The 23,460-nt window shown below is 72.1% G+C and carries 17 protein-coding genes, 1 tRNA gene and 1 rRNA gene; 13 read left to right on the forward strand and 6 right to left on the reverse strand.

Annotated features, from left to right (window positions below):
• The 3 genes from rrf to QMO56_RS25170 all read left to right on the forward strand — a co-directional run.
• A 5S ribosomal RNA gene (gene rrf / locus QMO56_RS25160) occupies positions 1-98 on the forward strand; the annotation flags it as partial.
• Between the two features lie 45 nt (positions 99-143).
• Positions 144-220, forward strand: a tRNA-Met gene (locus QMO56_RS25165).
• 63 nt (positions 221-283) lie between these two features.
• Positions 284-3,073: a phosphoenolpyruvate carboxylase gene (locus QMO56_RS25170; protein ID WP_283530161.1), complete on the forward strand. Its 2,790-nt coding sequence runs from the start codon at positions 284-286 to the stop codon at positions 3,071-3,073.
• A gap of 66 nt (positions 3,074-3,139) precedes the next feature.
• Here QMO56_RS25170 and xdhB read toward each other — a convergent pair whose 3' ends face one another.
• On the reverse strand, positions 3,140-5,425 hold the full coding sequence (gene xdhB, locus QMO56_RS25175; RefSeq protein WP_283530163.1) for a xanthine dehydrogenase molybdopterin binding subunit: 2,286 nt from the start codon (positions 5,423-5,425) through the stop codon (positions 3,140-3,142).
• The gene (locus tag QMO56_RS25180; RefSeq protein WP_283530165.1) at positions 5,425-6,825 is read right to left on the reverse strand and encodes a xanthine dehydrogenase small subunit; all 1,401 of its coding nucleotides are present in this window, start codon (positions 6,823-6,825) and stop codon (positions 5,425-5,427) included. Before QMO56_RS25180 ends, xdhB begins: the two co-directional genes overlap by 1 nt.
• Before the next feature lie 217 nt (positions 6,826-7,042).
• Here QMO56_RS25180 and hemN point away from each other — a divergent pair, with 217 nt between their 5' ends.
• The 5 genes from hemN to arfB all read left to right on the forward strand — a co-directional run bounded on the left by hemN (position 7,043) and on the right by arfB (position 12,878).
• On the forward strand, positions 7,043-8,368 hold the full coding sequence (gene hemN / locus QMO56_RS25185) for an oxygen-independent coproporphyrinogen III oxidase (RefSeq protein WP_283530167.1): 1,326 nt from the start codon (positions 7,043-7,045) through the stop codon (positions 8,366-8,368).
• 149 nt (positions 8,369-8,517) lie between these two features.
• A complete protein-coding gene (locus tag QMO56_RS25190; protein WP_283530169.1) occupies positions 8,518-10,476 on the forward strand; it encodes a hypothetical protein in 1,959 nt (652 codons plus the stop codon).
• Positions 10,477-10,489: 13 nt separating this feature from the next.
• Entirely contained in the window at positions 10,490-11,335 is an 846-nt protein-coding gene (locus tag QMO56_RS25195; protein ID WP_283530171.1) for a DUF2272 domain-containing protein, read from the forward strand.
• Positions 11,332-12,444, forward strand: a complete 1,113-nt coding sequence (locus tag QMO56_RS25200) for an NADH:flavin oxidoreductase/NADH oxidase (RefSeq protein WP_283530173.1) — start codon at positions 11,332-11,334, stop codon at positions 12,442-12,444. Before QMO56_RS25195 ends, QMO56_RS25200 begins: the two co-directional genes overlap by 4 nt.
• Before the next feature lie 5 nt (positions 12,445-12,449).
• A complete protein-coding gene (gene arfB / locus QMO56_RS25205; protein ID WP_283530175.1) occupies positions 12,450-12,878 on the forward strand; it encodes an alternative ribosome rescue aminoacyl-tRNA hydrolase ArfB in 429 nt (142 codons plus the stop codon).
• Between the two features lie 102 nt (positions 12,879-12,980).
• Here the strand turns inward: arfB and QMO56_RS25210 are convergent, their stop codons facing one another.
• Positions 12,981-13,328 carry a DMT family protein gene (locus tag QMO56_RS25210; protein ID WP_283530177.1) on the reverse strand — a complete coding sequence of 116 codons (348 nt, stop codon included), beginning with the start codon at positions 13,326-13,328 and terminating at the stop codon, positions 12,981-12,983.
• 201 nt (positions 13,329-13,529) lie between these two features.
• Between QMO56_RS25210 and ybaL the strand changes: the two genes are divergently transcribed.
• The 3 genes from ybaL (at position 13,530) to QMO56_RS25225 (ending at position 17,680) form a co-directional block, all read left to right on the forward strand.
• Positions 13,530-15,239 carry a YbaL family putative K(+) efflux transporter gene (gene ybaL / locus QMO56_RS25215; protein ID WP_283530179.1) on the forward strand — a complete coding sequence of 570 codons (1,710 nt, stop codon included), beginning with the start codon at positions 13,530-13,532 and terminating at the stop codon, positions 15,237-15,239.
• A gap of 162 nt (positions 15,240-15,401) precedes the next feature.
• Positions 15,402-16,400 carry an acetyl-CoA carboxylase, carboxyltransferase subunit beta gene (gene accD, locus QMO56_RS25220; RefSeq protein ID WP_283530181.1) on the forward strand — a complete coding sequence of 333 codons (999 nt, stop codon included), beginning with the start codon at positions 15,402-15,404 and terminating at the stop codon, positions 16,398-16,400.
• Positions 16,397-17,680 (forward strand): folylpolyglutamate synthase/dihydrofolate synthase family protein, encoded by a 1,284-nt coding sequence (locus QMO56_RS25225; RefSeq protein ID WP_283530183.1) that lies wholly within the window; start codon positions 16,397-16,399, stop codon positions 17,678-17,680. The genes accD and QMO56_RS25225 overlap by 4 nt, the downstream gene beginning before the upstream one ends.
• 75 nt (positions 17,681-17,755) lie before the next feature.
• Here the strand turns inward: QMO56_RS25225 and QMO56_RS25230 are convergent, their stop codons facing one another.
• Positions 17,756-19,174 (reverse strand): lytic transglycosylase domain-containing protein, encoded by a 1,419-nt coding sequence (locus QMO56_RS25230; RefSeq protein ID WP_283530185.1) that lies wholly within the window; start codon positions 19,172-19,174, stop codon positions 17,756-17,758.
• Positions 19,175-19,590: 416 nt separating this feature from the next.
• On the opposite strand from QMO56_RS25230, the gene QMO56_RS25235 reads away from it, so the two are divergent.
• A complete protein-coding gene (locus QMO56_RS25235) occupies positions 19,591-20,166 on the forward strand; it encodes a glycine zipper 2TM domain-containing protein (protein ID WP_283530187.1) in 576 nt (191 codons plus the stop codon).
• Positions 20,167-20,259: 93 nt separating this feature from the next.
• On the opposite strand, the gene QMO56_RS25240 is transcribed toward QMO56_RS25235, so the two are convergent.
• Both QMO56_RS25240 and QMO56_RS25245 read right to left on the reverse strand, forming a co-directional pair.
• Positions 20,260-21,195 (reverse strand): metal ABC transporter solute-binding protein, Zn/Mn family, encoded by a 936-nt coding sequence (locus QMO56_RS25240; RefSeq protein WP_283530189.1) that lies wholly within the window; start codon positions 21,193-21,195, stop codon positions 20,260-20,262.
• An 82-nt stretch (positions 21,196-21,277) separates the two neighbouring features.
• The gene (locus QMO56_RS25245) at positions 21,278-22,054 is read right to left on the reverse strand and encodes a hypothetical protein (RefSeq protein ID WP_283530191.1); all 777 of its coding nucleotides are present in this window, start codon (positions 22,052-22,054) and stop codon (positions 21,278-21,280) included.
• A 114-nt stretch (positions 22,055-22,168) separates the two neighbouring features.
• Between QMO56_RS25245 and pip the strand changes: the two genes are divergently transcribed.
• Entirely contained in the window at positions 22,169-23,119 is a 951-nt protein-coding gene (gene pip / locus QMO56_RS25250; RefSeq protein ID WP_283530193.1) for a prolyl aminopeptidase, read from the forward strand.
• Positions 23,120-23,460: the final 341 nt, after the last annotated feature.

Consider the following 23,460-nt stretch of genomic DNA (forward strand, 5'->3'; position numbering starts at 1 on the left):
GGCTGATACACCCGATCCCATCCCGAACTCGGCCGTGAAACTCCCCAGCGCCCATGGTACTGCGCCTCAAGGCGCGGAAGAGTAGGTCGCCGCCGGGCCACCCAGCCGGAATTGTGGACAACAAACGGATCCAACACCACCAACGCGGGGTGGAGCAGCCCGGTAGCTCGTCAGGCTCATAACCTGAAGGTCACAGGTTCAAATCCTGTCCCCGCATCCAAATTTTTCGTCTCTCCAGAAAATCCAAGACAGGTCCGCCGCTCGCGGGCAGCATGGCGCTGTCATGCCGCCTTTCAGCCAGAGTGACCTCGTCGCAATCACCAGTAGCGTTCGCAGCAGCGCGCGGAACGAGCCGCTGGCGCAGCCTGCGCTGGCGCTTGCTCTCGCCCTCAGTCGCATGGCCGAGGAGAAAAGCACCTCCCCCGATCACCTGGCGCAACTTTTGCAGCAGCTTGGCCGGGCAGCCTTTCTCGACAAGGCGCACCGCATCGGCCATGCCCTCGGAACCGATTTCCCGGATGCCGATGCCGCCCTCGCGGCGCTTGCCACCCGGATCGCCCGGCCCGATCCGGCGGATAGCCCAATCCCGCTGGCTGCCTTCCGTGCGGCCTGCGAACGGCCACGGGCGGCCGCCGTCTTCACTGCGCACCCGACCTTCAGCCTGCCCCCCGCAACGGGCCAGGCGCTGGCCGCTCTGGCCGCCGGCGCCTCGCCGCCCGAATCCCTTGCGCTGCGGCCCGAGCCGCCGACGCTGGCGGATGAGTTCGAGCAGGCTACCCTCGCCATCGCCAATGGGCGTGATGCCCTGGATCGGCTTGCTGCCGCCTTCCTCGGCACCGCCCGCAGCATCTGGCCGGACCGCTGGATGCAGATCGATCCGCGGCCGGTGATCCTCGCCTCCTGGGTCGGCTATGACACGGATGGCCGCACCGATATCGGCTGGCACGACACGATGCGCCTGCGGCTTCGCATGAAGCGCCTGCAACTGGCGCGGCTGGCGGCCCAACTCGCCGCCCTGCCGGAGGCGTGCACCGCCGCCCTCCGCCAGCGCACCGCCCAGGCATTGGAGGCGCTGCAGGTGCAGCTCGAAGCCTGCCCGCCGGCAGGGCCGGCCGCGCCCATCGCTGTCCAGGCTTTCGCCGCTGCCCTGATCGCGCAGCGCGAGCCCGCCCTGACCACGCCCGACCCGCTTCTGGCCCTGTTCCCCGCAGCCATTGCGGAAGCGCCGGATGAGCAGGTGCGCCTCGCCCTTTGCGTCGCCCGTGCCGGGCTGGTTGCGCACGGCCTGTCGCTCGCCCACACCCATGTGCGGCTCAATGCCAGCCAGTTGCACAACGCGGTCCGCCTGCGATTCGCCGATCTCGACAGCGGTCCGGAAGATCCGGCACGGCGGCGCGGCCTCTTCGCCGCCATCAACGCCATGCTGGAGGAGGCGCGGCCCGAACCGGTGGATTTCGGCGGCCTGGTGGCGGAACAGGCCTCCGCCGCCCGCCTGATGATGACGGTCGCGCAGATCACCAAGCATGTGGATGCCAGCCAGCCCGTCCGCTTCCTCGTGGCCGAGACGGAGAGTGGCTATACCCTGCTTGCGGCTCTTCTGCTGGCGCGCCTGGCGGGCGTCGAGGGCCATGTCGAGATCTCCCCCCTCTTCGAGACCGCCGAGGCGCTGGAGCGCCGTGGCGAGCGCGTGGTGGAGGAAGCGCTGCGCAGCCCGCACTGGCGCGCCTACCTGCGCCGCGTCGGCCGGCTCTGCCTGCAGTTCGGCTATTCCGACTCCGGCCGCTATGTCGGGCAGGTCGCCGCCACCCAACTCATCGAGCGGCTGAAGCTGCGCATCCTCGACCTGCTCGGCCGGCACGGGCTGGCCGGGCTGGAGGTGGTCCTGTTCGACACCCATGGCGAGGGCCTGGGCCGTGGCGGCCATCCTGACGGCCTGGCGGCGCGGCTCGACTATCTCGACCCGCCGGCGGTTCGTGCCGCCTTCGCCGCGCGCGGCGTCCCGACGCGGCTGGAAACCTCCTTCCAGGGCGGCGACGGCTATCTGCTCTTCGGCACCCCCGCCTTGGCGCAGGCCGCCGTCACCCGCATCGCGGAGCATGCCTTCGCTCCGCTGCCGCAGGACGAGCCCGATCCCGTCTATGCCGAGGGCGGCTCTGCCAGCGACCTCTTCGCCGGCGCTCGCGCCACCTTCGCCGCGCTGGTGGAGGACCCGGGCTATGCCGCGCTGCTCGGCGCCTTCGGCACCGCCCTGCTCGATCGCACCGGCTCCCGCCCCGCCAACCGGCAGAGCGACGCGGGCGGCCCTGCCGTCATCCGCCATCCGCGCGAGCTGCGCGCCATCCCGAACAACGCCGTGCTGCAGCAGCTCGGCTTCCTCGCCAACCTGATGCATGGGCTGGGGCAGGGGGCGCTGCACGAGCCCGAGGCCTTCGCCGAGCTGCTGCGCCGCAGCCCCCGTTTCGCCAATGCCCTGGCTTTCACCCGCGCCGGTCTCGCCCTCTCCGATGCCGATGTGCTGCATGGCTATGTCGCCAGCCTCGATCCCGGCACTTGGCTCGACTGCGCCGCCCAGAGCCGCAGCCATGGTCGCATCGCCGCCTTCCTCGCCGTCGCAGGCGCGCTGGAGGAGGCGGGACTGGGAGATCCCGCGCGCGCCGTGTTCCGCCGCCTCAAGGCCGATGACCTGGCCCTGCGCGCCGCCTGGCCCGGCGGCGCGCCGCGCATGAGCGACCGGCTCTTTGCCCTGCACGCGCTGCGGCTCTCGCTGATTCACCGCATCTGGCTGATCGCCGTGGCCATCCCGGACTTCTCGCCGCGCCATTCCGTCACGCGGGAGGCCCTGGTGCAGCGCCTGCTCCGCCTGGATGTCGAGGCGGCGGTCGGTGTGCTGGAGGAAATCTTCCCCGCCGCCGAGCCGCCCGGGGCATCGCTCGACTTCGCCGAGCCGCCGGCGCCGCGCCATGGCGGCTACGGCCAGGAGCAGGAGGAGATCATCCGGCCGCTGCGCGAGCTGTTCGGCATGGTGCGGGAGGTCAGCGCCATCATCTCGCTGGAGTGCGGCGCCTTCGGATAGCGCCGCAGGGGGAGCCGCCCCCTCAAACCCCCACCGGGGAGGCAACGGCCTCCCCGGACTCCGCGATCAGGCGGCGAAGGCGGCCAGCACGCGTTCGGAGGTGGCGGGCAGGTCCAGACGAGCGGCCCCCGTGGCGTCGCGCAGCGCGTTCCAGACGCAGGTGGCGAGCAGCAGGGGCGGCTCGCCCACCGCCTTGCTGCGGAAAATGGTGTTGGCGCGGGCCGGCGCACCGGACAGCAGGCGCAGGTTGAACACCGGCGGCATCTCGCGCGAGCCGGGGATCTTGTAGGTCGAAGGGCCGAGCGTGCGCAGCCGGCCCTGCGCGTCCCACCACAGCTCCTCGCAGGTCAGCCAGCCCAGGCCCTGGATGAAGGCGCCCTCGATCTGCCCGCGGTCGATCGCCGGGTTCAGGCTGCGGCCGCAATCCTGCACCAGGTCGGCACGGGTGACGCGGTATTCGCCGGTCAGCCGGTCCACCAGAACCTCGGCAAGGGCGGCGCCGTAGGAGAAATAGAAGAAGGGGTGGCCACGCATGCTGCGCGCGTCCCAGTGGATGTCCGGCGTCCTGTAGAACCCGGTGGCCGAGAGGCTGATCCGCTGCGCCCAGCAGTGATGCGCCAGCTCGCCGAACTCCATGCTGCGGTTGCCCGCGCGGGCCTGCCCCTCCGCGAAGGCCACCTCCTCCGGCGCCACACCCCAGAGCGCCGCCGCCGCCTCGGCCATGCGGCCTCGGATGGCGCTCGCCGCCGAATGCGCCGCCCAGCCGTTCAGGTCGCTGCCGGTGCTGGCGGCGGTGGGCGCGGTGTTCGGCACCTCGGCGGTGGAGGTGCCGGTGATGCGGATGCGCTCCACCTCCACGCCGAACACCTCCGCCACCACCTGCGCCACCTTGATGAACAGGCCCTGGCCCATCTCGGTACCGCCATGGTTCAGGCGGATCGAGCCGTCGGTATAGACATGCACCAGCGCCCCCGCCTGGTTCATGGCGGTGATGCCGAAGGAAATCCCGAAGGCCAGCGCGAAGCCGCCGAGCCCCTTGCGGAGAGTGGGATGGCTGGCGTTGAAGGCATCCACCTCGGCGCGGCGGCGCTCCCATTCGGCCCCCTGCTTCGCCTCGGCCCAGACGCGGCGGATCAGGTCGCCTTCCAGCGCCTGTCCATAGGGCGTCTCGTCGCCATTCGGCCCGCCGGCGAAGTTCCGCTCGCGCAGCACATCGACGTGCCGGCCCGTCGCGCGGGCGGCGGCGAACAGGACATCCTCCATCAGCAGCGCCCCCTGCGGGCCGCCGAAGCCGCGGAAGGCGGTGTTGCTGACCGTGTTGGTCTTGCAGGCCAGCCCGGTGACGCGCAGCGCCGGCACGTCATAGGCGTTCAGCGCATGCGTCACCGCGCGGAAGATGACGCCGCCGGAGAGATCCAGGCTGTGCCCTCCATCCGCGGCCATGGTGGCGTCCAGCGCCAGGATGCGGCCCTCGGCGTCGCAGCCCGCGCGCCAGCGATAGAGGAAGGGGTGGCGCTTGCCGGTCGCCGCCATGTCGGCCTTGCGGGCGAGGCGCAGCTTCACCGGCCGCCCCGTGGCGCGCGCCGCCAGCGCGGCGACGGCGGCCACCCAGGAGGCGTTGCTTTCCTTGCCGCCGAAGCCGCCGCCCATGCGCCGGCACTGCACGGTGATGCGGTTGTAGTCATCGCCCAGCACGCGGGCGGCGATGTGCTGCACTTCCGTCGGGTGCTGGGTGGAGGAATGCAGGGTGAGGTCGCCGTCCTCGCCGGGGATGGCGAGGGCGATCTGCCCTTCCAGATAGAAGTGCTCCTGCCCGCCGCAGTGGAACTCGCCTTCCAGTGCCACGGGCGCGGCCGCCAGCGCCGCCTGCCAGTCGCCGCGCTCGATCACCTGCGGCGGCATCAGCAGCGCCTTCGCCTCCAGCGCCTCCTCCACGGAGAGCACCGGCGGCAGCACCTCGATCGAAGGCCGCAGCGCCGCCGCGCCGGCGATGGCGGCATTCCGCGTGGTCGCCACGATGACGGCCAGGGGCTGTCCCCAATGCTCCACCTTGCCCTCGGCGAAGAGCACCTCCGCCGCCAGGCCGCTGGGAGAGATGTCGTTGCGGCCGGGCACGTCACGCGGGCCGAGCGCCGCCACCACGCCGGGCACGGCGCGGGCCGGGGCGAGGTCGAGCGGCGCCAGCACGCCATGCGCCACCGGGGAAAGCGCCAGCGCCGCGTGCAGTGTGCCCGGCGGCTCCGGCAGGTCGTCGAGGAAGCGCGCCTCGCCGGTGCAGTGCTTCAGGGCGCTGTCCTGGCGCAGCGCGGCGCCCATGCCGCTGCGGCTGGGGGCGGGGGAGGAGCCATCCATCACGCCTGCACCTCCAGCGCCAGATCCGGTCGTGCTACCCGCCAGTAGAGCCGCTGCAGCAGTCCGGCCGCGCCCTGGCGGCGGTACTCGGCGCTGCCGCGCCAGTCGGCCAGGGGCGCGAAGTCCTGCGCCAGCGCCTCGGCGGCGCGAGAGAAGCTTTCCTCGCCCAGCGCCGCCCCCGTCAGCGCCGCCTCGGCCGAGGCTGCACGGGCGGCGGTGGCCGCCATGCCGCCGAAGGCCAGCCGCGCCTCGGTGACGGTTCCCTCCGCCACCCGCAGCAGGAAGGCGGCAGAGACCGTGGAGATGTCCTGGTCATGCCGCTTGGAGAGCTTCTCGCAGACAAAGATCGCATCGGCCGGCGGGCGAGGGATGACGATCCGCAGGATGAGCTCGTCCGGCGCCAGGACGGTCTGCCGGTAGCCCGTCAGGAAGCCGGCCACGGGCAGGCGGCGCTCCCCGGCCCGTGCCGAACCCAGCACCACCTCGGCACCGAGCGCCAGCAGCGGTGGCAGCGCGTCGCCAATTGGCGAGGCAGTGCCCAGATTGCCCCCCAGCGTCCCCATGCCGCGGATCTGCCGCGAGCCGAGCCGGCGCAGCAGCCCGGCCAGCGAGGCCAGTTCCGGCACCTCCTCCAGCGCCTTCAGGAGCCGCCCATAGGTCACGCCGGCACCCACCACCAGCCGTTCCGGCGCGGTGGAGAGCGCCTGCAACTCCGCCACGCCGGACAGGCCGAGAATGGCGGCGGGCTGCTGCCGGTGTTCCGAGACCAGCAGCCCGAGATCGGTGCCGCCGGCCAGCAGCAGTGCCTGGGGATGGGCTGCGCGCAGCGCCAGGGCCTCGGCCAGGGTCGCAGGCCGGTGGAAGACCTGCCCCGGAGCGGCGAAAGTCGCGCCGGAGACGTCAGGCAGGGCGGGGGAGGGGCTCCCGTCGTCCACAAGCCCGGCGAAGACGTCAAGGATCGGCCTGTACCCGGTGCAGCGGCAGAGATTCCCGGCCAGCGCCTCATGCGCGGCGCCGCCTTCCCGCGCCTGTGCCCAGGCGGACATGACAATGCCCGGGGTGCAGAAGCCGCATTGCGTCGCATCGCCTTCCGCCATGGCGCGCTGGATCGGGTGCGGGCCGTCCGGGCCGGCCAGTCCTTCCACGGTGCGGATGGCGCGGCCATGCATCTGGCCCAGCAGGGCTAGGCAGGCATTGACCGGCACGCGGTGGCCACCGGCCTCCTCCAGCACCACGGTGCAGGCGCCGCAATCGCCCTCGGCGCAGCCCTCCTTGGTGCCGGTCAGCCCTCCGGGGCCACGCAGCCAGTCGAGCAGGGTCATGCCGGGCGGGGTCTCCGCCGGAAGCTGCCGGGGTTCCCCGTTCAGCAGGAAGGTGATGCATCCGGTCATGGCCGCCATCGAAGCAAATCCCGCGCCGGGACGCCAAGTATAAGGCTGGGGGAATGAATTCCCCCAGACCCCCTTCTTCTCTCTTCGAGTTTTCCGCGCTGATCGGCCGGCCAGCGCCAAGCTGACAGAAAGAAGATGGGGGTTCGGGGGAATTCATTCCCCCGATCTTTGCTCCGGTTGATCCAGCGCAAGGCAGCCGGTGCCGCGCGGCGCTACCTTTCGCGGCATGTCGCCCGATACCCTTGCCGGCTACGCCGCCGCCAGCCTGCCGCGCTACACCTCCTACCCGACCGCGCCGCACTTCACCGCCCTGGACGAGGCGGCCTACCGCGCCTGGCTGGCCGGCATCGGCGCCGGGGATGCGCTCTCCCTCTATGTCCACATTCCCTTCTGCCAGAGCCTCTGCTGGTATTGCGGCTGCCACACCAGCGTGACACGGCAGCCGGCGCGGCTGGCACGCTACACGGATGGGCTGGAGGCCGAGGCGGCGCTGCTGGCGGCGGCCCTGCCGGCGCATGCTGGCGTGGCGGCGCTGCATCTCGGCGGCGGCACCCCCTCGGCCATCGGCGCGGACGGGCTGGGCCGTCTCTTCGCCACGCTCCGCCGGCACTTCCCCTTCCGCGACGATGCCGAACTGGCGGTGGAACTGGATCCCCGCGTGCTGACCCCGGCCATCGTCAAGAGCCTGGCGCGCGGCGGCGTCACCCGCGCCAGCCTGGGCGTGCAGGATATCGATTCCGAGGTGCAGGCGCGCATCGGGCGGCCGCAGCCGGCGGCACAGGTGCAGGCGGCGGTGACGATGCTGCGCGCCGCCGGCATTCGGGCCATCAACTTCGACCTGATGTATGGCCTGCCCGGCCAGACGGTGGCGCATGCGCGGGCCAGCGCCGCCTTCGCCGCCGCGCTCGGTGCCGACCGGGTGGCCGTCTTCGGCTATGCCCATGTGCCCTGGATGAAGCCGGCCCAGAAGGCCATCGACGAGGCGCTTCTGCCGGATGCCGAGGCGCGGCTGGCCCAGGCGGAGGCGGCGGCCGAGGCCCTGGAGCGCGCCGGCTATGTCCGCATCGGCCTCGACCACTTCGCCCGGCCGGAGGACCCCATGGCCCGCGCCGCCGCGGGGGGCGGCCTGCGGCGCAACTTCCAGGGCTACACGACGGATACCGCGCCGGTGCTGCTCGGCCTTGGCGCCTCGGCCATCGGCCGCCTGCCCACGGGCTTCGCGCAGAACCTGCCGGACGAGCGCGCCTGGCTCGCCGCCGTCGAGGGTGGGCGCCTGCCGGTGGCGCGTGGCCGGGCGCTCTCCGAGGAGGACCGGCTGCGCGGCGGGCTGATCGAGCGGCTGATGTGCGACCTGGCGCTCGACCTGGCGGCGGTGCCGGAGGCCGTGCTCGCCACCGCCCGCCCGCGCCTTGAGCCGCTGCTGGCGGACGGCATCCTGGCCGAGCGGAACGGCCATCTGGAGGTGGCGGAGCGACGCTTCCTGCGCCATGCCGCCGCGGCCTTCGACGCCTATCTCGGCGCCGGCCCCGGGCGGCATAGCCGTGCCGTATAGGCGGGCGCGGGACAGGCAAAGCCACGGGAACACCCTTTATTAGGGCGCCCGGCCTCACAATCGGCCAGTTTCCCGCCATGGCGGCGTGCGCGAAGCGCAGCGCCATCCTATCATGCGGGACAAGAGTACGACGAGGTCGGGAAACACCGATGGTGGAACTGCTGCGCGAGGATGATCGCGATCGGATGGTCGCCTATCTGGAGCGCTACCTCCTGCGCTCCGTGCCGGTGGATGGCCTGGCGATCGCCACCCTCTGCGAGACCCACGCGCCCTTTCCCACCGCCGAATGGTGCTGGACCGCCGATGTGGCGGCCGCCGTGGAGATGCTTTCCCTGCCGGCGCTGCGGGCCCGCTGGGGCGGCCTGGCCGACGGGCTGACGGATTTCCTGCTGGCCATGGGAACCGGCCCGCTGCTGCTGCGGCGCGTCGCCGCGCCGGTCTGCATCGTCGAGAACGACGATCCGCGCGCCTTCGCGATCACCACCGCCACCCACGAGTACCGCGGCGATCTGTCGCGCGGCGTGCTGCGCCAGGCGGTGCGGGGCGGCCCGGCCCGGCGGGAGGTGCACCATACCGGCCATCTGGTGGAGTTCCGCCTCGGCCGCCGCCGCCATTGCCTTGATGTCGAGGACAACATCGTCGATTGCGGGCTGGAACAGCATCCCGAGGGCGTGCTGCTGTTCCACGAGAGCCTGCTGAAGGTCACCACCGGCCTGCTGCGCAAGACGGAGCAGGTGGTCGGCCGCCTGCGCTACGAATACTGGATCGACCTGCAGGACCCGCGCCTGCTGATGAGCGTCGTGCTGCGCGCCGAACCCGGCGTCGCGCTGCAGGAGGTGCGGCTGACCACGGCGGTGGACGAGTTCTCCGGCGAGGAGAACCGTCCCGTGCTGCGGGCCGGGGTGGTGCAGGAGCGCCGCCCGAAATTCGTGCCGCTCTCCGGCAGCGCGGTGACGACGCTGCACAGCGGCCCGGTGGACTTGATCAGCCTGATCGAGGAAGCGCCCCCCGGCGCCGCCAACGGGCTGCACCTGCGCCCGCTCACGCCCGAGGCGCTGCTGAGCGTGAAGGCGCAGACCCGGTCCGGCCGGCTGCACTGGCTGCTCAGCCGCTACGCCTGCGCCACGCTGGCCGGGGGCCAGGAGTTCCGGGTGCATGAGGCCCGGCTGCTGACCGCCGGCACCCTGGCCGCCGCGCTGCCGAGCTATACCGGCGTGCTGCACGACCCCTCCGTGCTCTCGGGCCGCGACGCCGGCATCACCGCCGACCACGGCACGGCGCTGAACGCGGTGGCGACCCAGATCCTGCTCGCCAGCACCGGCGCCTACGCCTTGGCGCCCGAGCGGCTGACCATGCTGCGCGACTGGTACGACCGCCACCTCGATGGGTTGTTCGCCACCATGGCGGATGGCGACACGTTGCGCCCGGCGCGCAGCTATCTGCGCTCGCTTGCCTTCACGCTGCTTTCGCTGGAGGCCATGCACCGCGCCACCGGCGAGCCGCGCTATGAGGCGGCGCTGGCGCATGGGCTCGACCTGATGCTTTCCCTGCAGCGCCCGGACGAGGCGGGCGGCGCCTTCGCCGACCTCAACCAGTCCGCCTATCTCGACTGCCACGCCGCCGCGATGCTGGCGCTGGGCCGCCTGGCGCTGCGGCGGCAGGACCCGCGGCTGCCGGTGGCGCTGCGGCAGGCGATGGGCGCCATCCGCGTTGGCACCATCAAGGTGCCGCTGGAGAGCGGCGTGCACAGCCTGGACACGCCCTTCGTGCGCAGCCGCCGCGCGGATGGCCGCTGGGAGGATGACGGCGGCTTCTGGTCCTTCAAGCTCGGCCTGCTGCTGCGGGCGCTGGCGGCGCTGCGGCTGGCGCATCAGTCCGGCGCGGTGCCGCTGGAGAGCGGCGAACTGATGCGGCTGCAGACGCTGCAGGATATCAGCCTGCGGCAGCTCCGCGCCCGGCTGCGCCCCTGCGGGGAGACGCTGGAGGTGCTGACCAGTCCGCTGGCGGGCGAGGGCAATGCCGCCACCCAGCCCGCCGTCCTGCTCGGGCTGATGGAGGCCGATGCAGCCATCTCCGGATCGGACAGCGCCGCGCCGGCTACCCTTTGAGCGGCCGCCTTCGATGCGCCTGAACCGCTGGTCGCGCCGGCCGGGCCGGTGCGCGCTGCTCCTGCTGCTGGCGCTGCTGCCGGCGGCCTGCGCCGCCCCGCCGGCCCCGACCCCGCCGCCCTTGCCCTATCCGCCCAGTGTGCGGGAGCGGATGCTGCACATCGCACTGGCCGAGTGGGCGGACTGGGGGCGCATCGTGGTGGATGCCGACGCCCCCCACGAATCCCGCCCCGCCCTGCCGGGGCCGGAGAGCGCCCTCGCCAACTTCCCCCGCGTGCTGGCCTATTGGCGGGCGGTGGCGGAGGGCGCCGGTCCCATCGCCCGCAACCGCACCCTCTATGCCACCGCCCTGGCACAGCCCGGCCTGCAGGTCGGATTGTGGCAGGAGCCGGCCTGGTCGGCCGCCTTCATCAGTTTCGTGATGCGGACGGCGGGGGTGGACCGGCGCGAATTCCCGCCCTCCGCCGCGCATGCCTTCTACCTCGACGCGCTGCTGGCCGATGCCCGTGCCTTTCCCGCCACCGCGCCCTTCCTGCCGCATGACTGGACGGACCGCGCGCCCGAGAGGGGCGACCTGATCTGCGCGGACCGCTCCGATCATCCCCTGCGGCACTGGCAGGAACGGCTGGGCGAGGCGGGCCAGTTCCGGCCCATGCATTGCGACATCGTCGTGGCGGTGGCACCAGGGGTGGTGGAGGCGGTCGGCGGCAATGTGGCGGATGCCGTCACGCTGTCGCGCTTCCCGACCGACCTGGCAGGCCGACTGTTGGCACGGCCGGCAAATGGCCCCACTTGGTTCGCCGTCCTGGAGAATCGTCTGGGGCGTCTGCCCCCCTGGAACTGGAGAACCGCTTCGTGACTGACCTGTTCGAGCCGCTGACGCTGCGCGGCGTGACGCTCCGCAACCGCATCGGCGTCTCCCCCATGTGCCAGTACAGCTGCGCGCCGGATGGCCGGCCGACCGAGTGGCACCTCGCGCACCTGCATTCCCGTGCCATCGGCGGCGCCGGGCTGGTGATCGTCGAGGCCACCGGCGTCAGCCCGGAGGCGCGCATCACGCCGCAGGATGTCGGCCTGTGGGAGGACGCGCAACTCCCCGCCCATACTGAACTGGCCGCGGCCATTACCCGGGCTGGCTCGGTGCCGGGCATCCAGATCGCCCATGCCGGGCGCAAGGCCAGCGCGGCGGCGCCCTGGATCGGCGGCATGGCGAAGGAGCACGGCTGGGAGCCGGTCGCGCCGAGCGCCATCGCCTTCCCCGGCATGGCCATGCCGCGCGCCATGAACGAGGCGGACATCCAGAAGGTGATCGCCGACTTCACGGCCACCGCGAAGCGGGCCATCGCCGCCGGCTACCGGTTCATCGAGGTCCATGCGGCGCATGGTTACCTGCTGCACCAGTTCCTCTCGCCGCTGTCGAACCAGCGCAACGACGCATGGGGCGGCGACTTCGCCGGCCGCACCCGGCTGACGCGCGAGGTGGTCTCGGCCGTGCGCGCCGCCATCCCCGGGGATGTGCCGCTGGCCATCCGCTTCTCGCATACCGACTGGACCGAGGGCGGCTGGACCACCGAGGAAACCGTCGAACTGGCCCGCCAGGTGAAGGCACTGGGTGTCGATCTGGTGGACGTCTCCTCCGGCGCGCTGGTGCCGGCGCAGATCCCCATCGGGCCGGGCTATCAGGTGCCGGGCGCCGCGGCGGTGCGCGCGGGGGCGGAGATCCCGGTGGCGGCGGTCGGCATGATCACCGAGCCGGAACAGGCGCAGCAGATCCTGGCCGAGGGCAAGGCGGACCTGATCCTGCTGGCGCGCGCCCTGCTGCGCGACCCCTACTGGCCGCTGCACGCCGCCGCCGCGCTGGGCCGCACCGAGGCGCTGCGCATCCCGCCGCAGTATGACCGGGCCTGGAGCGCGCTCGGCAAGATGGCGCTGAACCCGGCGATCGCCGAGCCCGCCCCGGAACTCTGACCGCCATGCCCCGGATTGCCGTCACCGCGCGCCTGTCGATCGACGAGAGCGAACTCGTCGAGAGCTTCGCGCGGTCCTCCGGGGCGGGTGGGCAGAACATCCAGAAGGTGGAGACGATGGTGCAGTTGCGGTTCGACGCCCGCAACTCGCCGAGCCTGCCGGAGGCGGTGCGCGAGCGGCTGCTGCGGCTGGCCGGTCATCGCGCCACCACGGCGGGGGAGGTCGTCATCACCGCGCAGGAGCACCGCTCGCAGGCGCGCAACCGCGAGGAGGCGCGCACCCGCATGCTGGAGCTGCTGCAGGCGGCGGCCGCGCCCCCGCCGCCGAAGCGCCGCCCGACGCGGCCAACGCTCGGCTCGAAGAAGCGGCGCCTGGAGGGCAAGACGCAACGCGGCGCGGTGAAGCGCCTGCGCGGCAAGCCCGCGGCGGACTGATTTCTCGCCCGCAGCTTCCGGGAGGCGCTGCCTCCTGGACCCTCCGCCGGGAACCTGAGGTTCCTGGACCTCCCATCTGCCGGCCAGGATGTGCCGGCGGACCTAGTCGACGGGCAGGAAGATGAAGACCACCGCCGCCACCAGGCAGAGCATGGCGGCGAAATAGGTCCAGCGCAGCGGTTCCCCCAGCACCAGGACGGAGAAGCCGCCGAAGACGATCAGTGTGATCACCTCCTGCATCACCTTGAGCTGTTGGCCGGTGAAGGCGCCGTAGCCGATTCGGTTGGCCGGCACCGCCAGGCAGTACTCGAAGAAGGCCATGGCCCAGCTGGCCACCACCGCGAGCCAGAGCGGCCAGGAGGGGTGCTTGAGATGACCGTACCAGGCATAGGTCATCACCATGTTGGAGCCGAGCAGCAGCAGGGGCGGCCACAGGAAGGCAGTGTTCATGAGGGTATCCTACGGCGCGCCCGGAGGGTGCGGCAGGCGTTTTCTCGCCGAGCCGGAGGTCCCTCTGGACGGCGGCACTGCCGGAAAATCTCCGGGTGGGTGGCTTGGAGAGTTGAAGATCCGCGCTGAATTGCGCAGTTAGGAAGAACGGCAACCGCCGCGCCGCTCTTTCGCAACCTGCACCACTTGGCCGGGAGTCGCATGCACAACGGACCGCTGCTCGCCACCATCTGCGCCGGGCTCACGCTCGCCTTCATCCTGGGAGCCCTTGCCCAGCGGCTGCGCATCTCGCCACTGGTCGGCTACCTGCTGGCGGGAGTGGCGATCGGCCCCTTCACGCCAGGCTTCGTGGCGGATCAGGACCTGGCGAACGAGTTGGCGGAGGTGGGCGTCATCCTGCTGATGTTTGGTGTCGGCCTGCACTTCTCCCTGAAGGATCTGCTGGCCGTGCGCCGCATCGCCCTGCCCGGCGCGGTGGCGCAGATCGGGGTGGCGACGCTGATGGGCATGGGGCTGTCCTATCTGCTGGGCTGGTCCTGGGGCGCGGGCTTCGTGTTCGGCCTGGCGCTCTCCGTCGCTTCGACCGTGGTGCTGCTGCGCGCGCTGCAGGAGCGGCGCCTCGTCGAGACGGAGCGTGGCCGCATCGCGGTGGGCTGGCTGATCGTCGAGGATCTGGCGATGGTGCTGGCGCTCGTGCTGCTGCCGGCGCTCGCCGGCGCGATGGGGGGCGGCCCCGCCATGCCCGACGCCCATGGCGCCGCCACTGCCAGCCAGTTCGGGCTCGCCGGTATCCTTCTTCTGACGCTCGGCAAGGTCGCCGCTTTCATGGCGATGATGCTGCTGGTCGGGCGCCGGTTGATTCCCGCGGTGCTGCACTGGGTCGTGCATACCGGCTCGCGCGAGCTGTTCCGCCTCTCCGTGCTGGCGGTGGCGCTGGGCGTGGCCTATGGCGCGGCGCTGCTGTTCGACGTGTCCTTCGCCCTTGGCGCCTTCTTCGCGGGCATGGTGCTGGCCGAGAGCCCGCTCAGCCACCGCGCGGCAGAGGAGACGCTGCCGCTGCGCGACGCCTTCGCGGTGCTGTTCTTTGTCTCGGTGGGGATGCTGTTCAACCCGAACGTCGTCGTCGCGGCGCCGCTCGCCCTGCTCGGCACCGTGATCATCATCCTGGTCGGCAAGTCGATCGCCGCCTATGTCATCGTGCGCGCCTTCGGCCGCTCGCACTCCGTGGCGCTGACCATCTCGGCCAGCCTGGCGCAGATCGGCGAGTTCTCCTTCATCCTGGCGGGGCTGGGGGTGGCCCTCGGCGTGCTGCCGGAGGAGGGACGGGATCTGATCCTGGCCGGTGCCATCCTGTCCATCTTCTGCAATCCCTTCGCCTTCATCCTGATCGACCGCCTCGTGGGCCGGCCCGCGCCGGCCCAGGCGCCGGCACCCGTCCCGGCGCCCCCGCCCGCGGCCAGGGAGGACGAGGAAGCCACCGACCTGCGTCCCACCAGCCTGACCGGCCATGCGGTGCTGGTCGGCTATGGCCGCGTCGGCAGCCTGGTGGGCCAGGGGCTGCGCAAGGCCGGCCAGCCGGTGCTGGTGATCGAGGAGCGGCGCGAGGGGGTGGAAGCGGCCCGCGCCGATGGGCTGGAGGCCCTGCTCGGCAATGCCGCCGACCCCGAGGTGCTCGCCGCCGCCAATCTGGCGGCGGCGGAGCGGCTGTTCGTTGCCATCCCTGAAAGCTTCCATGCCGGGCAGGTGGTCGAGCAGGCGCGCGCCACCAATCCGGGAATCGAGATCCTGGCCCGCGCCCATACCGAGGCGGAGGTCGAGCACCTGATGCAGCTCGGCGCCACGCTCACCGTCATGGGCGAGCGGGAGATCGCCCGCGGTATGCTGGCCCATGCGCGCCAGGCGGGAGGGTAGAAGGAAGGTCAAGGGCAGGAATTCCCCCGAACCCCCATTTTGCTTTTGTCAGCCCGGCGAGGCGAGGGCGGACCGGGCAGGCGGCCGGGTCTTGCCTTTCGCCTGCCACCGGGCCTAGGACGCTCCACCGCCAGAGCTTCAGAAAACGGGAAGAGGATCCACATGAACTGGATCAGCGAATGGGCGCTGCCGAAGATCCAGACATGGCTGGGCCGGCGCGAGGTGCCGGACAATCTCTGGCACAAATGTCCGGCCTGCGAGCAGATGATCTTCCATCGCGACCTGGAACGGTCCCTGCATGTCTGCACGCATTGCGGCCACCACATGCGCATCCCGGCGCTGAAGCGGGTGGAATACACGCTCGATCCGGGCTTCCAGCGCATCGAGCTGCCCAAGGCCCCGGCCGACCCCCTGCGCTTCCGCGATCAGCGCAAATATGCCGACCGCCTGAAGGAAGCCCAGACCAAGTCCGGCATGGATGATGCCGTGGTGGTGGCGCATGGCGCCATCGAGGGCCGCCGTGCCGTGGTCGCCGCCTTCGAGTTCGGCTTCATGGGCGGCTCCATGGGCGCCGGGGTGGGGGAGGCCGTTGTCACCGCCGCCAAGCTCGCCGTGCTGCAGGATGCGCCGCTGATCGTCTTCACCGCCTCGGGCGGCGCCCGCATGCAGGAGGGCGCGGTCAGCCTGATGCAGATGCCGCGTACCGTCATCGCCACGCAGATGGTGAAGGAAGCCAAGCTGCCCTTCATCGTCGTGCTCTGCGACCCGACCACGGGCGGCGTCACGGCGAGCTTCGCCATGCTGGGCGACATCCAGATCGCCGAGCCCGGCGCGCTGATCGGCTTCGCCGGTGCCCGGGTGATCGAGCAGACCGTGCGCGAGAAGCTCCCGGAGGGCTTCCAGCGCGCCGAGTACCTGCTGGAGCACGGCATCCTCGACATGGTGGTGAAGCGCGGCGCCATGCGGGGCACCCTGGCGCGCGTGATCAGTCTGCTGCGCGAGCCGCTGCTGGCCCTGGCCGCGCCGGAGGACAAGCCCGAAGCCGCCGTGCCCGAGGAAGCACCGCCTGCCGAGGCCGCTGCGGTGCCGGCGCCATCGCGCGCCCCCGCCGCCGCCAAGCCGGTGTCCACCCCCGCGCCGAAGGCGGTGCCCGAGGCGTGAGCCGCTCCGAAGCCATCATCGACCGCCTGCACGCGCTGCACCCGACGCTGATCGACCTCAGCCTCGAGCGGTTGCAGCGCCTGCTGGCCGCGCTCGGCCACCCCGAGCGCAAGCTGCCGCCGGTGATTCATGTCGCCGGAACCAACGGCAAGGGCTCCACCTGCGCCTTCCTGCGCGCCATCGCCGAGGCGGCAGGTCTGCGGGTGCATGTCTATTCCTCGCCGCATCTGGTGCGCTTCCACGAGCGCATCCGCCTCGCCGGTACGCTGGTCTCGGAGGAGGCGCTGACGGCGGCGCTGGAGGAGGTGGAGACGGTCAATGCCGGGGCGCCGATCACCGTCTTCGAGGTGACGACGGCGGTCGCCCTGCTGCTGTTCAGCCGCGCGCCGGCCGACCTGCTGGTGCTGGAGGTGGGGCTGGGCGGCCGCTACGACGCGACCAATGTCGTGGAGCAGCCGGTGGCCTGCGCCATCGCCAGCATCTCCATGGACCATATGGACTTCCTGGGCGACACGCTGGCTGCCATCGCCGCCGAGAAGGCCGGCATCCTGAAGCCCGGCGTGCCCGCCGCCACTGGCCACCAGGCGCCCGAGGCGCTGATGGTGCTGGAGGAGGAGGCGGTGCGCCTCGGCGTGACGCTGGCCGTGCGCAACCAGGACTGGACCATCAACTGGACCGAGACCGGCCTGCGCTATGCCGATCCCGGTGGCGTCATGGAACTGCCGCGCCCCTCCCTGCCGGGGCCGCATCAGGCGGACAATGCGGGCATCGCCATCGCCGCGCTGCGCGGCTGGAACCCGCCGTGGCTGACCCAGGCCGCGATCGCCGCCGGGCTCACCACCGCCGCCTGGCCGGCGCGCCTGCAGCGCCTGCATGGCAACCTCGCGGCGCTGCTGCCGCCGGGCTGGGAGCTGTGGCTGGATGGCGGCCACAATGCCGGTGCCGGCCAGGCGCTGGCGGAGCACCTGCCGCTCTGGTCCGGCCGGCCGCGCCACCTGGTGGTGGGCATGAAGAAGGGCAAGGCCTCGGCCGAGTTCCTGGCACCGCTGTTACCGCTGGCCGATTCGCTCTGGGCGGTGGCGGAGCCGGGCCAGCATCTGGCTATGCCGGTGGAGGAGATCGTCGCCGCCAGCGGCGGCGTGGCGCGCCCCGGCCCGGAAGTGGCCGATGCGCTGCGCGCCATCGCGGCCATGAAGGGATCGCCCGGCCGCGTGCTGATCTGCGGCAGCCTCTACCTCGCGGGTGAGGTCCTGAAGGCGGACGGCACCGCCATCGTCTGAAACACGAAAGGCCGGGGAATGACTTCCCCGGCCTTTTCTCGTGGGACGGGCAGGGGAAGGCCCCCTGCGCGGCCTTCAGCCCTGCGCTTCCGGCGAGACGATGATGCAGGCGCCGGAGCTGCGCAGCTTCTCGCAGGCGGCCTGGGCGTTCTCGCGCGAGAGGCCGAGCACGCGGGCACGGTAGAGGGTGCCATGCGCCTGCGCCACCGGCTCCACGGCCGGGCGGGCGCCACTGAGGCCGAGGCGCCCACGCGCCTCGCCGGCGGCGGCACGGGCGAGGTTGGCGCTGGCGAAGGCGCCGACCTGCACGCCCCAGTTGCCGGTCGCCGGCGCCGCGGTGGGCGTCACGCTCTTGCCGGGCAGGCGCAGCACATGGGCCGGCGGCGGCAGGCTGGCTGCATTGGCGCTGCTGATCAGGCTGAAGCCGCTGCCGCGCGGCGCCGGGGCTGGCCTTTGGGGCTCGGCGAAAGCGGTGGCGATGCGCGCAGTGGTGGGCGCCACCGCAGGCGCGGGCGCCGCAGCGGCGGCACGGGGCGTGAAGCTGGCAGCGGCCAGCAGGCTGGGCGCGCGGGCCGGGGCCGGCGGCGGCGCGGGCGGCGGCATGGTGTTCACCGTGACCGCCACCGGGGCGGAGGCGGCTGCCGGCGGCTCGGGCGCCGGGCTGCTGGCATAGGTCGAGCCGTCCGGGATGGGGTCCATCCGCACCACGTTGCTGCCGGAGGCCGGATCGAGGCTCGCCACCTGCACCGGTTCGGACGCCGCATAGGTCGAGCCATCCGGGATCGGCTCCATCCGCACCACCGGGCCGGGCGGCAGGCTGGCCACCTTGATGCCCGGGTCGACGGCGTTGCGCTGGTCACGCAGGGCCAGCATCGTCGCGGTGTCGCCGCGGCGCGGGCCGGCCGGGATGGTCAGCGGCAGTTCGGCGGCGGCATAGACCTCCGGCGCCGCACGGTGCTTCGGGTGCACGCCGGCAATGCGCGGCCCGATGCGCGCCACATAGTTGCGGGTCTCGGCCGGCAGGCCCCTGCCGTTCCAGAGATAGTCCTCCAGGCGGCGCGGGCCGGCGTTGTAGGCAGCCAGGAAGCCGGGCGTGGCGTAGAGATCGTACATCTCGCGCAGATAGGCGGCACCGGCCATCAGGCTGTTCCAGGGATGATAGGGATCATCCCCGAGGCCGTAGCGGGCGCGCAGCTCCGCATAGGTTCCCGGCATCACCTGCATCAGACCCATGGCGCCGACCGGGCTGGTGGCGGAGACGCGCCCGGCGCTCTCCTGCCGCATGACCTCGCGGATCCAGCGCTCCGGAACGTCGAAGCGGCGGGAAGCTTCCTTGATGTAGGGCCCCCAGGGATCGCTGGCCGAGCCAGGCGGATCGTAGCTGGTGGGCTGCGGCCAGGCCGCGGCCTCGGCGGTGGCGCCTGCGTTCAGGCGAGGCTGCTGGTTGCTGCCACAAGCGGCGAGAAGGCCGACCATGGAAAGGGCAGCCAGCATTCGGACGCGCCCCCCCGGCGCCATCCGAGCGTTCAGGAACGGAGTCATCCCCGGTTCTCCGTCAGGGCCCGGCGGGCTGCTTCCTGATGATGGACCCGCCAGCGCCCCCACGCCTGCGAATCCGGAAGCAGTTCCGGGCTAAGGTTTCAGCAGAACATCTGCCCGCAAATCGCTAAAGGAGACAGAGGATTAGCGCAAGCCTCGTCTGCGGGGCGCCGCGCCGGAGCCGCTCTGGGGAGCCTCCCGCGAGGCGCCTTCCTCCCGCCCTTGTGACAGCGCCGCCGCCGCCGGCCGGAGAGGCTCCGGCGCAGCCGGGGGCTGGACAGGAATGCTCCAGGCCGCCACCTCTAGGCTTCCGGCCGTATGGGCCCGGCTTCCCCGGGAACCGCGGCCAGGAGAAGGATCAGGAGTACATCATGGCCTCGCACAGGACCGCCGGCAGGCTGGGCCGCGCCGCTCTCAGCCTGCTGCTGCTGAGCGGAACGGTGGCCGCCTGCGCCCCGCAACAGACCGGCACCACCTACAGCCCGGCCGCGCTGGGCCGCGCCGCCTCCGTCTCTTACGGAACCATCGTCGGCATGCGCCCGGTGCAGATCCAGGGCAACGGCTCGGGCGTCGGCACCGCGGCAGGCGCCGTCGCCGGTGGTGTGGCCGGCAGCTTCATCGGCGGCGACTGGCGTTCCAACGCGCTCGCCGGCCTGGGCGGCGCCGTCATTGGCGGCCTTGCCGGCAATGCCATCGGGCGTGGCGCGAGCGGCGGGCAGGCCGTCGAGTTCTTCATCCGCGAGGACCAGGGCGGCGACATCTCGGTGGTGCAGACCAACGAGGAAGGGCTGCAGGCCGGCGATCGCGTGGTGATCTCGCGCGGTGACCGCACCCGCATCACCCGCGCCGCCGGCGGCCCGCCGCCTGGCGCCTATGCGCCGCCCGCCGGTGCGCCCGCCACCGGCGCGGCTTATGGCGGCACCAATTACGGCGGCCCCAAGTACTGAAAAACGCCGAGCGGGCCCTGCCCGCAAGGCCGGGGGAGGTCACTTCCCCCGGTGCATATCCCACTCCGCCCGCTGGAGGGTGCCGCGGCCCTTTCAGCCCGCCCCGCGCATTGCGGGGACCAGCAGGCCGAGATTGTGCCGGAACATGGCCTCATAGGTCGGCGCCGGGCCATCGGCAGGAGAGAGGGCATCGGCATAGAGCCGGCCCTGCACCTTCACGCCCGCTTCCGCCGCCAGCCGCCGCAGCGTCGCCGGATTGGCCATGTTCTCCAGGAAGACAGCGGTGATGCCTTCCCGCTTCAGCGTGCGGATCAACTGGGCGACCTGGGCTGCCGAAGGCTCGCTCTCCGTGCTCACCCCCTGCGGCGCCAGGAAGCGGACGCCGTAGGCCGCGCCGAAGTAGCCGAAGGCGTCGTGGCTGGTCACCACCTTGCGGCGCGCCTCGGGCACGGTGGCGATCTGCGCCCGCACCCAGCCGTCGAGCGTGGCCAGCCGGCGCAGATAGGCCTCCGCCCCGCGCTGGAAGGCGGCGGCGCGGGCGGGGTCGGCGACCTGCAACGCGGCCGCGATGTTGCGCACATAGGTCTGGCCGTGCCGGAGATCCTGCCAGGCATGCGGGTCCGGTGCACCGGCCTCGTGCTCATGCTCCTGCTTGCGCTCATGGGCGTGCCCATCCCGATCCTCGTCGGGGATCTGGCGGGCGGCGATACCCTCGGTGGCGGTCACCGCCGCCGGTGCGGCGCCGGCGGCGTTCAGCAGGCGGTCCATCCAGGCATCGAAGCCCAGGCCGTTGCGCAACACGAGCGCAGCCCCGCGCAGCGCCTGCGCATCGGAAGGGCGTGGCTGAAAACTGTGCGCGTCCACATCCGGCCCGGCGATGACATGGACGGCGACCTGATCGCCGCCGATCTGGCGGACCATGTCGCCGAGGATGGAGAAAGAGGCGACCACGGGGAGGGGGGATGCACCCTGGGCACGGGCCAGGGCGGGCGCGGCGAGCGCCAGGGCGAGCAGGGCGCGGCGGTGCATGGAGGAGGCTCCAGGAATGTTATAATATAACGATGCCTATTTCGGGCGCTCCGCGCAAGCCGCCCGCAGGCCGGTGCGGCGATCAGTCCCCGCGGAGCATCCGGCGCAGACGCGCCCAGAAGCCCTCGCCGCGGCTGCGGCCGATCTTCTGATGCGCGACATGCGGGCGACGCGCCGGCGGAGGCAGGGCGCTGGCCAGGGTGTGGCGTCCCGAATCCTGCTCGCCGATCAGCCGCCGCTCCAGGGCGACGACCTGAGCCACCGCCTCCTCCGGCGCGCTGGCGGCCAGCGCCTCGGCGGTGGTGGCGGCGTCCTGCCAGCCCTCGGTACGGCGCAGCGCGTCGATCACCCGCACCGTCTGCTCGGCATCGAGCGCCGGGCCGGCGCGCCATAGCGCCACTGCGTCCCGCCGCCAGGCGGTGGCGAGGTCCGGGCGGTTCATGTCATCGGCCACCCAGGCGGCGTGCAGCGTGGCCTCGGCCGCGGCGTGCAGGGCGCCCGTCTCCTCCAGCACATGCGCCCAGGCCAGGAAACGGCGCGCGAGCGGCGGATGGCTGGTATCGGCGATCAGCGCGCGGAAGGGCGCGGCGGCCACCGTCTCCGCCGCCGCCGGGTGGGCGCGGCCGATATCCGGTGCGGCATAGCCGCAATGCGGGCATTGCTGCAGCCAGCGCGCCATAGTGCCGCGCAGCGGCTCGCCTGGCCGGAGATCGAGGTCAGGCGCCTGTTCCGGCGGTGCGGGACGGAACGGGGCCTGCCGGCTCTCGCTGCCGCAGACCGCGCAGCGCAGTGCGCCCGCCGCGCCGGCGGTTCGGGAGCCGGCAGAGGGAAAGCCGGCAGAGGGTTGGGAAGTCGCCATCACTCCCCAAACTAGGCACGAAGCGGCCCCGCGCGAAGGGGGCTGCGTGCCGGAAGGCGACGGAAGTGCTGCGCCGATGTTGCGCCGGCGGCGCCGTCAGGCCAAACATCGGGCATGCCCCGCGGCGACCTCTTCCCCGATATCGCGCCCTACGAGACCGGTCTGCTGCCGCTTTCCGGCGGCCATGTCATGTATTGGGAGCAGGTCGGCAATCCGCGTGGCCAGCCGGTGCTGTTCCTGCATGGCGGCCCAGGGGCAGGGGCAGGGGCGGTGCACCGCCGCTTCTTCGATCCGCAGTTCTGGCGCATTGTCATCTTCGACCAGCGTGGCGCCGGCCGTTCCCGTCCGCTCGGGGAACTGGCGGGCAACACCACGCCGGACCTGGTGGCCGATATCGAGACACTGCGCCGCTTCCTGGGCGTCGAGCAGTGGCTGCTGTTCGGCGGCTCCTGGGGGTCCACCCTCGCCCTGGCCTATGCCCAGGCGCATCCTGAGCGTGTCATCGGCTGCGCGCTGCGCGGCGTCTTCCTGGGGCGGCCGCAGGAGGTGGAATGGTTCCTCTACGGCATGCGCCGGGTCTTCCCGGATGCCTGGGCGCAGTTCGCCGAGCACCTGCCGGAGGAGGAGCGCGGCGATCTGCTGGCCGGCTATCTGAAGCGCCTGACCGACCCCGACCCGCAGGTGCATTTCGCGGCCGCCCGGGCCTGGAGCCAGTATGAAGGGTTGTGCAGCACCCTGATGCCGAGCCCGGAGACGGTGGCAAGCTTCGCGCAGGACCGCACGGCGCTCGGGCTGGCGCGCATCGAGGCGCATTACTTCGCCCATAACCTCTTTCTGCCGCCCGGGGGGCTGCTTGGCCAGATGGACCGCATCGCCCACCTGCCGGCGGAGATCGTCCAGGGACGCTACGACATGGTCTGCCCGGCTGAGAGCGCCTTCGACCTGGCCGCCGCATGGCCGGGCGCCCGGCTGACGGTGGTGCCGGATGCGGGGCACTCGGCACTTGAGCCGGGCGTGCGTACGGCTCTCGTGGCGGCGGTGGAGCGGTTCCGCCGCCGGGGGTGAGGAAAGCCCGCCGGGCCGCTCCCACCCTGGCTGTTTCTGGGAGAGGTTACCGGCGCATCGAGCTGCGATATCATGGCTGGTCCACGCGGTAATCATGCGACCCAGCAGGACAGAGCGCCTCTCGGAACCTGTCCCTCTGCCGGAAGCTCCAACTTCGCTGATGAGTCTTCCCTCTGGGAGGGTGGCAGCCCTCCCGATGCAGCGCCAGCCCTTACCTTAGCTGCTAGGCGGTGGTGACGATTTCCTGATCTGAGGGATTCCGCTGCTGAGCGGGGCGTGATTCAAGGCTGGCTTTTGGAGGCTGGCCTGGATGAGCGCGGACCCGGATGCGTTGCGCGATG

The sequence above is a fragment of the Roseomonas sp. E05 genome (assembly GCF_030063475.1).
In the GTDB taxonomy this organism is placed as follows: Bacteria; Pseudomonadota; Alphaproteobacteria; order Acetobacterales; family Acetobacteraceae; genus Pseudoroseomonas.